Origin of the sequence: Pseudonocardia humida, assembly GCF_023898865.1 — a bacterium.
Lineage (GTDB): Bacteria > Actinomycetota > Actinomycetes > Mycobacteriales > Pseudonocardiaceae > Pseudonocardia > Pseudonocardia humida.
In genome coordinates, this window is the sequence record NZ_JAGSOV010000100.1 from 16,618 (window position 1) to 27,537 (window position 10,920).

A 10,920-nucleotide genomic window follows, 5' to 3' on the forward strand; every position below is an offset into this window, starting at 1 on the left:
TCTTGACTGCTACGGCAACGGGGTGAACACATAGGCGCCCGGAAGCTCCCCCTTTCGTGCGTCCGCAGGCGGCGGGCGCGCGGCCGGAAGGATCACGCATGCCTCCCACCCCAGCCACCGCCATCGGCAGCCCCGTGCTCAACATCGCCATCTTCGGGGTGTTCGTCCTGGTCACCCTGGTGATCGTGTTCCAGGCCGCGCGCAGCAACCGCACCGCCGCCGACTACTACACCGGCAACCACCAGATCAACGGCACGCAGAACGGGATCGCACTGGCCGGCGACTACCTGTCCGCGGCGGCGTTCCTGGGGATCTCCGGCGCCGTGGCCGTCTACGGCTACGACGGCGCCAGCTACGCGTTCGGCAACGTCATCGGCTGGGTGATCGCGCTGCTGCTGATCGCCGAGGCCAGCCGCAACACCGGCCGCTTCACGATGGGCGACATCCTCGGGTTCCGCTCGCCCAAGCGCCGGGTGCGCGTCGCCGCCGCCACCTCGACGCTGACGATCTCCATCCTCTACATGATCGCCCAGGTGGCCGGGGCCGGTGCGCTGATCGCGCTGCTGCTCGGCATCCCCAACACCAACCGGCTGGGGCAGGGCGCGGCGATCGCCGCGGTCGGCATCCTGATGATCCTCTACGTGCTGATCGGCGGCATGAAGGGCACCACCTGGGTGCAGATCATCAAGGCCGGCCTGCTCATGGTGGTCGCGGTGGTGCTCTCGGCCTGGGTGCTGGGCCGCTTCGGCTACAACTTCTCGGCCATCCTCGGGGCGGCGGCGCAGGCCAGCCCGGCGGGCGAGCGGCTGCTGGCGCCCGGGCTGACCTTCGCCGGCAACCCGCTGGGCGGCCTGGACCAGTTCTCCTCGGCGTTCGCCGGGCTGGCCGGGCCGGCGAGCCTGCCGCACATCCTGATGCGCTTCAACACCGTGTCCGACGGCCGGCAGGTGCGCCGGTCGGTGGTCTGGGCGATCTGGCTGGTCGGCACGTTCTTCATCATGATCATCGTGATCGGGTTCGGCGCCGGGGCGCTGCTGGGCCCGCAGGCGATCATGGCCGCGCCCGGCGCGACCAACGCCGCGATCCCGCTGCTGGCCTACCGGATCGGCGGTGAGCTGCTGCTGGGGCTGGTCGCCGCGGTCGCGTTCGCCACGATCCTGGCCGTGGTGGCCGGGCTGACCATCACCGCGTCGGCCTCCTTCGCCCACGACATCTACGCCGGCGTGCTGCGCCGCGGCCGGGTCGACCAGCGCCAGGAGATCCGGGTCGCCCGCGGCGCCGCGATCGTGGTCGGGCTGCTCGCCATCGCCGGCGGCATCGTGGCCAACGGGCTCAACACCGCGTTCCTGGTGACGCTGGTGTTCGGCATCGCGGCCTCGACCAACCTGCCCGCCCTGGTCTTCTCGATCTTCTGGCGGCGGTTCAACGCCACCGGGCTGCTGCTGAGCATGTGGGGCGGGCTGATCTCGGCCACCGTGCTGGTCGTCTTCTCCCCCGCGGTGTCCGGCAGGCCGACGGCCATGCTCCCGAACGCCGACTTCGCCTGGTTCCCGCTGCAGAACCCCGGCCTGGTGTCGGTGCCGCTGGCGTTCCTGCTCGCCGTCGTCGGCACCTTCATGGGCGAGCGCGCGCCCGACGCCGACCGCCGCTTCGCCGAGATGGAGGTCCGCGCGATCACCGGGGCGCCCGCGGTCGACCCGCCGCGCACCGGCGGCACCCCGGTGGTCACCCGGGCCGGCACGGAGCCGGTCGGCTTCGAGCCCGCCGAGCGGCCCGGGTGGGCCCAGTGGCCGCAGGGCCCGGTGACCGGCCCGCTCGGCGGCCCGGTGACGGGCCCGGTCAGCCGGCCGCCGGGCGGGTACCCGCCAGCACCGCGGTGGCCACCTCCAGGTCGTGACCATAGGTGATCTTGATGTTGCGGCCCTCGCCGTCGACCCGCCGCACCCGCACGTCCGGCGCGAACCGGGCCATGCAGGACTCGGTGTCGGTGCCGGCGAAGCCCGCCCGCGCCGCGGCCTCGTAGGCGGCCAGCAGCGGCGCGGCCCGGAACCCCTGCGGGGTCTGCACGGCCACCAGACCCTCCGGCGCGGGGCCGGTGAGCGCCCCGTCCGGACCGGCCGCCACCAGGTCGTGGCGGGCCAGGCCGGGCACGGCCCCGCCGGTCTCGCGGGCCGCCGCGAGCACCCGGTCGACCAGGTCGGCGCTCAGCAGCGGGCGGGCGCCGTCGTGCACCAGGACGACGTCCACCCGCCGGTCGGCGATCCGCTCGGCGAGTCGGCGAAGACCCGCCAACTCCGACTCCTGCCTGCTGGCGCCGCCGGTCGTCACCTCGATCCGGCCGGTTCCCGCCACGGTCCGCACCGCATCGGTCGCCGCGGCCAGGTCGTCCTCGCGCGCCACCAGGACCACCGGTCCGACCTGCGGATGCGCCGCCATGACGGCCAACGACCAGGCAATGACCGGCCGCCCGGCGAGGGGCAGGTAGACCTTGTTCACCGCGGCCCCGAACCGGCTGCCGCTGCCCCCGGCCAGGACGATCGCCGCGGCCCGGCCGCGCCCGTGCTGCATGGTCGGGGAGTGGACCGCCCACCCCGCCCGGCGTCAAGTCGCGCCACCGGGGGCGCCGAGCGGGCCCCTCCTGCGCCGACGGACGACGCCGCAGGTCACCCGTACGGCCTGTCGTCGTACGACAACCACCCGATGCCGTACGGGTACCGCCTGGCGTCCACTGGTGGGGGACGATCCGTATCGTCGACAGCAGGCACAGCGCGCTCGACGGCGTCCCGGACCACCGAAATGGCCGGACGGCGGCCGTGCCACCGCCGGTTCGGTCACGCGCAGTAGGCTCCGGCGGGCTTCATCGTCGAGCCGAGTGCAGTGCCTACGCGCAGCGCTCCCGTGCGGGAGCCTTCTTGACGAGGACAGGGGGTGGACGGAGTGGACGGCAGCGGCCACCCCATCCCGGAGTTCGGCGGCGGGACGCCCCCGCGGCAGCCGTGGCCCCGGCGTGGCGAGCGCAGCCACCCCGAGCGGCCGGCGGCCCCCCGCGAGCAGCCCCCGACCGGACGGCGCGCCCCCGTGATGGACGTACCGGGCCGGCCGGTGCGCCCGCCCCGCGGCGGCCCGGCGGGTCCCCGCCAGCCCGGCCCGCGGATCGCCGGCCCGGCGCGGCCCTCGCGCTCGCTCCCGCCCCCGACCGCGCCCACCGCCCCGGTCGGCCCGATCGACGACGAGGACCCGACCACGATCCACGCCGGCGGCCTCGACCTGGGCAAGGACGGCATCGAGCTGGCGCCGATCCCGGTCGGCCGCCAGCCGGTCGAACCACGCCGCAGCGTCACCCGCAAGCCGGGCAGGCCACCCAAGCCCGGCAAGGCCGCCAAGTCCGCCAAGTCGAAGCGCCCGGCCGCCGCCCGGGAGCGCGCCTCGGACGACGACGGCACCGAGGGCGCCCGCGGGCTGGGCCCCGCGCTGGTGGCCACCCTGGCCGCCACCGTCGCCCCCGGCTCGGGCCACCTGATCCTGGGCAGGCGCCAGACCGGCGCGCTCATCCTCGGCGCGTTCGCGCTGGTCGTCGGCGCACTCGTGGTCGTCGGGCTGAACGTGGGCCGCGCGGCGCTGCTGGAGACCGTGCTCAACAGCCGCACCCTGGCCATCGCCATGATCGCGATGATCGTCGGCGGGCTGCTGTGGATCGCCACGATCGTGCGCACCTACCTGCTGGCCCGCCCGAGCGGGCTGGCCGTGGGCCCGCAGGCCGTCGGGGCGCTGGCCGTCGCGGCGCTGTGCCTGGTGGTGGCCGCCCCGCTGGGCTACGGCGCGAACCTGGCCAACACCTCGCGCAGCGTCCTGAACGACCTGTTCCCCAGCTCCGGGGGCGGCACCGCGGCGGCCGAGGCCATCGCCAAGCCGCGGCTGAACGTGCTGCTCGTCGGCAGCGACGCCGGGCCCGACCGCAAGGGCACCCGCACCGACACGATGATGCTGGCCAGCATCGACACCAGGTCCGGGCGCAGCACCCTGTTCGGGCTCCCGCGCAACATCCAGCGCGCCCAGTTCCCGCCCGACTCGCCCATGGGAGAGCGCTTCCCCAGGGGCTTCCACGACAGCTCCGACCCGCTCTCGGGCAACTTCCTGCTCAACGCGGTCTACGCGTACGGGCTGGAGAACCCCGACGTCGCCCCGGCCGGGCCGACCGACGACCCCGGCCTGAACCTGCTGCACCAGGGCGTCGCCCACATGCTGGGCCTCGACATCGACTACTACGTCGAGGTCAACATGGCCGGGTTCCAGTCGATGATCGACGCGCTGGGCGGGCTGACCGTCGACGTGGGCCCGGAGCCGATCCCGATCGGCGGCATCAGCCCGTCGGGCAAGCTGATCAAGCCCGACGGCTACATCCCGCCCGGCGTCCAGAGGCTGACCGGCGAGCAGGCGCTGGCCTTCGCCCGCTCGCGCACCGGCACCACCGACTACGCCCGGATGGGGCGCCAGCGCTGCCTGCTGCAGAACCTGCTCTCCCAGAAGAGCGCCGCCGACGTGCTGGCCAACTTCCAGGACGTCGCGGCGGTCACCACCGACAGCGTCTCGACCAACGTGCCGCAGGAGGTCCTGCCCGCGCTCGTCGCGTTGGCCGGCAACGAGGGCTCGCTGGCGCTGGAGAGCGTGTCGTTCGACCCGAACCTGCCCGACCCGAGCACCGACGACGGGCAGTTCAGCACGGCCAACCCCAACTTCGAGTACATGCGCGAGGTCGTGCAGGACGCCATCAACCGCCCCGCGGCACCGGCGCCGGCACCCGTGCCCGAAGCGCCCTCCCCCACCAAGGACGCGACCGGCGGCGCGGGCGGCGCGCCCCCGGCCGTCGACGAGGCCGAGACGGCCGCGGGCGGCCAGGAGGAGACGGGCGCACCGCTCCCGTCCAGCGCTCCCACCTCGCTGGCGGCCGCGTGCTCGTGATGTCGGCAACGAATCCGACGGGCTTCGCCGAAGTCCGCTTCGGGTCCCCGGCGGGCGGGTAAGCAGGGCCGACCGGGGGGCGCTCCGCGTGGCTAACCAGCGTTCTGCCACGCTTGCGGCCATCATGACCTGCGTGTACCCCGTCCGGGGTGGACGCACGGAGAGGAGAACACCGACATGGCACTGCCCACCCTGACTCCCGAGCAGCGCGCCGAGGCCCTGAAGAAGGCCGCCGCCGCGCGGACGGCGCGCAAGGAGCTGCGGGAGTCGATCGCCCGCGGGGACGAGACGATCCCGTCGGTCCTCGACCGGGCCAAGTCCGACGCGATCGTCGGCAAGACCAAGGTCGCGGACCTGCTCAAGAGCCTGCCCGGCTACGGCCCGGCCAAGGTGACGGCCCTGCTGGAGCAGACCGGCATCGACGCCTCGCGGCGCGCCGCCGGCCTGGGCGACCGCCAGCGCCAGGCGCTCATCGACGCCCTGAAGTGATCCCGCGCACCGCCCGGCGCTCGACGTCCGTCGAGGTTCCGGGCGGTGCGGGGGGCGCCGCAGGCACCGCGGCGGGCACCGGCAGGCTTGCCCGGTGCACCGCTACGTGGACCGCGACGCCGCCACCCGGCTCTGGGCCGAGGACGGCGGGACGCCCGACGCAGAACCGCTGCTGCTGGTCGCCCCGGCCAACCAGTCCGGGGTGGCCTGGCCCGACGCGCTGCTGACCGCCCTCGGGCGGCGGCACCGCGTCCTGCGCTACGACCACCGCGACACCGGCCGCTCCGACGTCGCGGAGGACCCGGGCGGGTACGGGGCGACCGATCTCGCCGCCGACGCGCTGGCCGTGCTCGACGCGTTCGACGTCGAGCGGGCCCACGTCGTCGGCGTGGCGCTGGGCGGCCTGCTCACCCAGCTCCTCCTGCTCGACCACCCCGAGCGGCTGCGCACGGCCGTCCTCGTCTGCAGCACGGCGCTGCGGGCCCCGGACGACCCGCCGCTGCCCGGCCCGCACCCCGCGCTGCTGCGGCTGTGGACCGAGGCCGAGGACCCCCGCGACGACGACGCCGAGCTCGACTGGCGCGTCGAGCACTGGCGGCTGCTGCACGGCACCGGCAGCCCGTTCGACCCGGTGGCGTTCCGGGCCATCGAGGAGCGCGTGATCGCGCACAGCGGGCGCTCGGAGGCGGTCACCGCGCACGCCTACCTCGACCTCGACGGCCTCGACCGGGGCGCCGAGCTGGCCGGCGTGACGGTTCCCACCCTGGTGGTGGAGGCGCCCGACGACCCGGTGCATCCTCCCCCGCACTCGACGCACCTGGCGGCCCGCATCGGCCGAACGGGGCATCCCGCACGGCTGGTGCGGATCCCGGGCATGGGCCACGCGGTCAGCGCCGCGGTGGCCGAGCCGCTGGCCGCGGCGATCCTGGCGCACACCCGCTGAGCCCCGCCGGGGTCGCGGCGGGGGGCTCCGGCCGCACCTGGCACGATGCTGCCATCCACCTCGTGGCCCCGGCCGTACGGCTGCGAGCTGTGCGGCACGGGTGCGCGTCGACCGCGGGAGGAACACGGGTGAAGGTCGTCTCGGTCATCAACCACAAGGGCGGCGTCGGCAAGACGACGCTCACCGCGAACGTCGGCGCCGGTTTAGCGGCGCGCGGCAAGCGGGTGCTGATGCTCGACCTCGACTCCCAGGCCAGCCTGACGATCTCGTTCTTCACCCAGAGCGAGTGGGCCAGCGAGCTGCTGCCGACGCGGACCATCAAGCACTGGTACGACGGCATCGGCACGCCGGACGCGATGCGCAGCCCGGCCCCGCTGATCACCAAGCCGCGCCGGGTGCTGGAGCTGCTCTCGCACACCGGCGGCTACCTCGACCTCATCGCCGCGCACCGCGACCTGGCCGACGTCGACACCGCGCTGGCCGCCGACCTGCGCGGGCAGCCCCAGCTCTACGTCGACCTGCACAGCAGACTGCGCGACGGCCTCGCGCACGCCGCGCTGTCGGAGTACGACGTGGTGCTCATCGACTGCGCGCCCAACTTCGGGCTGATCGCCAAGAACGCGGTCGCCGCCAGCAACCTGCTGCTCATCCCGACCAAGCCCGACTACCTGTCCACCAGCGGCATCGACTCGCTGGGCATGAAGATCCGGGCGTTCGTCGACGAGTACAACGAGCACCGCAACGGCAGCGGCGGCCAGATCAGCCGCCCGCCGGCCGCGGTCATCTTCACGATGGTGCAGAACCTCGACGGCAAGCCGATCGAGACCCAGCGCAGCGTCATCAGCCGGATCGAGGCGCGCGGCGTCCCCACGTTCGAGACCACCATCCGCGACAGCAAGTCCGTCTACGGCCCGGCGCCCGAGCACGGCGTGCCGGTGATCCTCGGCGGCACCGGGCGGGCGCAGACCCGCGAGCTGCGCGAGCTGGTCAGCGAGGTGTCCGACCAGCTCGACCGGACCGCCGCATGAGGCGCCACGCCGATGACCTCGCGGGCGAGCCGCCGGCCGGGCCCGGCGGCCGCGAACCCGCCGAGGTGTGCGCGCTGGCCGCGTCCGCGCTGCGGGAGGCCGCCCGGCTGGTGGCGGAGCTGACGCCCGAGCAGCTGGTCGAGCTGGCCGCGGGCCGGGCCCGGTTCGCCTACGAGACGACCGCGGGACCGCCCGGGGGTGCCGGGCCGGTCACCGTGCCGACCCAGCTGCGCCCGGCCCGGCGGGCGCCGGCGGCCCCGAGCTCCGACGTGGTCGGTACGGCCGTGCTCGCCATCCGCGAGCTGCACACGCCGGGCGAGGTCGCCGAGCACCTGGGCCGGCACCGCTACCCGGTGCCCACCCTCAAGCAGATCGCCAGGGCCCTGGGCCCCACGGTGTCCACGGCCGCCCGCAACCGGGCCGACCTGGAGCGCAACATCGTCGAGGGGACCGCGGGCTACCGCACCCGGTCGGCGGCCATGTCCGGCGGCGCGTGGTCCTGACCGGCGTCCGGGACGTCGGGGGCCTCGTCGTCGGGGTCGCGCTCGCTGCTGCCCGTGTCGCCGCCTTCGTCGCGGTCGACGGGGTCGGGGCGCTCGTCCGGCGCCGCTGACGGCTGCTCGGGGCGCTCCGGGCGGCCGATCCGGTAGCCCATCTCCTCCAGCAGCGCCGCGGCGGCCTCCGGGTCGCGTTGCACGGCCTCGCCCAGCTCCTCCGGGTCGTCGGCCGGCACCGTCCCCTCCGGCCGCTGCCGGGCCACCACCTTGCCCCGCCGGCGCAGCACCGCCGGCCACTCGGCCTGGATGGCCGCGTTGACGTGCGCGCCGGCCACGATGGCGAACGCGATGAAGAACGTGGCCAGCAGGAACGCGATCGGCGCGGCCAGCGCGCCGTAGGTGTAGCCGGTGCTGGTGATCCAGTCCAGGTAGGCGCGCAACCCGGTGACCCCGACCAGGAACACCACCGCGGCCAGCAGCGCGCCGGGCAGCCCCCGCCACCACGGCGGCTTGTAGGGCAGCGCGATCCGGTAGAGCGTGGTCAGCGCCAGCACCAGCACCAGCCCGACCACCGGTGTGGTCAGCGCGGTCACCACGGCCTCGACGGGCCCGCGGACCGCCTCGGGCAGCAGTCCGGGGATCCGTTCGGGCCCGATCGCCACCACCGGCAGCGCCACGATCCCGAAGACCAGCGCGACGGTGTAGGTCAGGATCGCCAGCAGCCGCTGCCAGAGGTAGTTGCGCAGGTCCAACTGGCCGTGCGCGCGGCAGATGGCGTCGACGAACGCGGCCATCGCCGACGACCCCGACCACAGGCTGAGCACGAACCCGACCGAGACGACCTCGGCGCGGGCGGTGGTGAGGATGTCGCCGACGGTCGGGGCGATGATCTCGTCGACGGCGTTGCGGCTGAACACGCCGCTGGTGCTCTGCACGATCCACTGCTGCACGGCGGTGACGGTGTCCGGGCCGAACCAGTCGCCGACGTAGCCGAGGATGCCGAAGAGGCCCAGCAGCAGCGGGGGCAGCGACAGGGTCTGCCAGAACGCCGCGGACGCCGACTCGCTGAAGATGTCGTCGTTCCACGCCCCGGAGAGGGTGCGGCGCACCACCCGCCGCACCGGTCCCGGTCCGCCACCCTTGCCCGCCACCGCCACAGGATCCCCCGCCGAAGGCCCGCTGTCCTGCGGGAACTCACCGATCCCCCCGCTGTCGGCCGGAGCTCACCGACATCGGACGGACATTCCTAACCGCATCTCAGTTTGCTCCCAGGTTGAGCGCCCATATTCAGTGGCATGAGCGACGAGCAGAGGGAGCCGGGCCGGGAAACGGGCACCGGCCCCCGTCCCCACCAGCACCCCGTTCCGTCCCACAGCGGCGGGCCGTCCACGACGACCTACCCCGCCTACCCGCCGGCCGACTCCGGCTACGGCACCCCCGGCTACGCCGGGCCGCCGCCACCGCGCGACCCCAGCTGGGGCGAGAACCGCGTCGCGGCGCAGCCGCCCCGCCAGAACCGCCCCATGGCCGCGGTGGTGACCGCGGCCCTGATCGCCGGCCTGGTCGGTGGCGGGGGCGGTTTCGCCGGCGCCTACGCGCTGCTCGACGGCGGCAACAGCCCGGCAGGCTCCAGCCTCACCACCGCCCCGTCGGCGAACAACGCCGCCAGCACCACCCCCGGCACGGTGGCGGGCGCGGCCCAGACGGCCACGCCCAGCACCGTCGACATCCAGGTGAACCTGGCCCAGGGCACCGCGGAGGGCAGCGGCATCGTCCTCACCGCCGACGGCAACGTCCTCACCAACAACCACGTCGTCGCCGGCGCCACCGGCCCCATCACCGTCACCCTCGCCGACGGCACCGAGTACCCGGCCACCGTGGTCGGCACCTCCCCCAGCTACGACCTCGCGGTCATCAAGCTGCAGAACGCCTCCGGGCTCACCCCGGCCACCCTCGGCAGCAGCGCCGACCTGCAGGTCGGCCAGCAGGTCGTGGCGATCGGCTCGCCGCAGGGCCTGTCGGGCACCGTCACCACCGGCATCGTCAGCGCCTTCGACCGCACGGTGCAGGTGCAGGGCGAGGACGGCTCGGCGGTCGTCTACAACGGCCTGCAGACCGACGCCCCGATCAACCAGGGCAACTCCGGCGGCGCGCTGGTCAACCTGCAGGGCCAGGTCGTGGGCATCAACTCGGCCATCGCCACCGCGGGCCAGAGCAGCGGCAGCATCGGGCTGGGCTTCGCCATCCCGATCGACCAGGCCAAGCGCGTGGCCCAGGAGATCCTGGACACCGGCACCGCCACCAAGCCGGTCCTCGGGGTCCGCGGCAACGCGGCCGTCCAGTCGCCCTCCGGCGCCGGCGCCACCCTCGCCGAGGTCGACGCGGGCTCACCCGCCGCCTCCGCCGGCCTCCAGGCGGGCGACGTCGTCACCAAGGTCGACGACGCCGCGGTCGACAGCTTCGCCGACCTGATCGCCCGCGTCGGCGCCCACGCCCCCGGCGACACGGTCACCCTGACCGTCGGCGAGGGCCCGGGCGCCCGCACGGTCGACGTGACCCTGGGCAGCGTGCCCGACGAGGCCGCCACCACCAGCAGCGGCGGCCAGAGCGAGAACCCGTTCGGCAACGGCGGGCCCTTCGGCGGCGAGAACGGCAACCCCTTCGGGAACTGACCGCCGCACCGACCCCGACGCCCCCCGTCCCTCTCACGGCGGGGGCGTCGGCCTGTCGGGGTGTTCTCGTCGTGCGCCTCCGGCGGCGCCCTCGCGGCGGGCGACCCCGGATCTGTGAGCAGGGGCTTGGGGGAGGCCGCCGGGAACCTGTTCTCCGAGGTTACTCGCCGGTATGGGACATGATCAGCGGCTGGTGGAAGCCAACGGCCACCTGCAGTGACCCAGATGGCGCTGATGTCCGATCCCCCGGCTCGCGCGGCCGGTGTCGATCATGTTCCAGGGCACCGCGCGCCACTCTTGGTGACCGCGCACACCTCATGACTTGTGCGCGG

The 10,920-nt window shown here is 74.6% G+C and carries 9 protein-coding genes; 7 read left to right on the forward strand and 2 right to left on the reverse strand.

Annotated elements, in window-relative coordinates:
- Positions 1 to 98: 98 nt before the first annotated feature.
- On the forward strand, positions 99 to 1,907 hold the full coding sequence (locus KDL28_RS38835; RefSeq protein WP_252446500.1) for a monocarboxylic acid transporter: 1,809 nt from the start codon (positions 99 to 101) through the stop codon (positions 1,905 to 1,907).
- Here the strand turns inward: KDL28_RS38835 and KDL28_RS38840 are convergent.
- Positions 1,840 to 2,568, reverse strand: coding sequence for an IspD/TarI family cytidylyltransferase (locus KDL28_RS38840; RefSeq protein ID WP_252446501.1), 729 nt, complete (start codon positions 2,566 to 2,568; stop codon positions 1,840 to 1,842). The genes KDL28_RS38835 and KDL28_RS38840 overlap by 68 nt on opposite strands.
- Positions 2,569 to 2,928: 360 nt before the next feature.
- Between KDL28_RS38840 and KDL28_RS41970 the strand changes: the two genes are divergently transcribed.
- The 5 genes from KDL28_RS41970 to KDL28_RS38865 all read left to right on the forward strand — a co-directional run bounded on the left by KDL28_RS41970 (position 2,929) and on the right by KDL28_RS38865 (position 7,922).
- Positions 2,929 to 4,959, forward strand: a complete 2,031-nt coding sequence (locus KDL28_RS41970; RefSeq protein WP_252446502.1) for an LCP family protein — start codon at positions 2,929 to 2,931, stop codon at positions 4,957 to 4,959.
- Positions 4,960 to 5,136: 177 nt separating this feature from the next.
- Positions 5,137 to 5,448, forward strand: a complete 312-nt coding sequence (gene mihF, locus KDL28_RS38850; protein WP_252446503.1) for an integration host factor, actinobacterial type — start codon at positions 5,137 to 5,139, stop codon at positions 5,446 to 5,448.
- Between the two features lie 94 nt (positions 5,449 to 5,542).
- On the forward strand, positions 5,543 to 6,391 hold the full coding sequence (locus KDL28_RS38855) for an alpha/beta fold hydrolase (RefSeq protein ID WP_252446504.1): 849 nt from the start codon (positions 5,543 to 5,545) through the stop codon (positions 6,389 to 6,391).
- 128 nt (positions 6,392 to 6,519) lie between these two features.
- Complete coding sequence (locus KDL28_RS38860; protein WP_252446505.1) at positions 6,520 to 7,419, forward strand: ParA family protein; 900 nt, start codon at positions 6,520 to 6,522, stop codon at positions 7,417 to 7,419.
- Complete coding sequence (locus KDL28_RS38865; RefSeq protein ID WP_252446506.1) at positions 7,416 to 7,922, forward strand: hypothetical protein; 507 nt, start codon at positions 7,416 to 7,418, stop codon at positions 7,920 to 7,922. Before KDL28_RS38860 ends, KDL28_RS38865 begins: the two co-directional genes overlap by 4 nt.
- Here the strand turns inward: KDL28_RS38865 and KDL28_RS38870 are convergent.
- Positions 7,877 to 9,067 carry a YihY/virulence factor BrkB family protein gene (locus KDL28_RS38870; RefSeq protein ID WP_252446507.1) on the reverse strand — a complete coding sequence of 397 codons (1,191 nt, stop codon included), beginning with the start codon at positions 9,065 to 9,067 and terminating at the stop codon, positions 7,877 to 7,879. The genes KDL28_RS38865 and KDL28_RS38870 overlap by 46 nt on opposite strands.
- Positions 9,068 to 9,211: 144 nt before the next feature.
- On the opposite strand from KDL28_RS38870, the gene KDL28_RS38875 reads away from it, so the two are divergent.
- On the forward strand, positions 9,212 to 10,588 hold the full coding sequence (locus KDL28_RS38875) for a S1C family serine protease (RefSeq protein ID WP_252446508.1): 1,377 nt from the start codon (positions 9,212 to 9,214) through the stop codon (positions 10,586 to 10,588).
- The last annotated feature ends 332 nt before the right edge of the window (positions 10,589 to 10,920 follow it).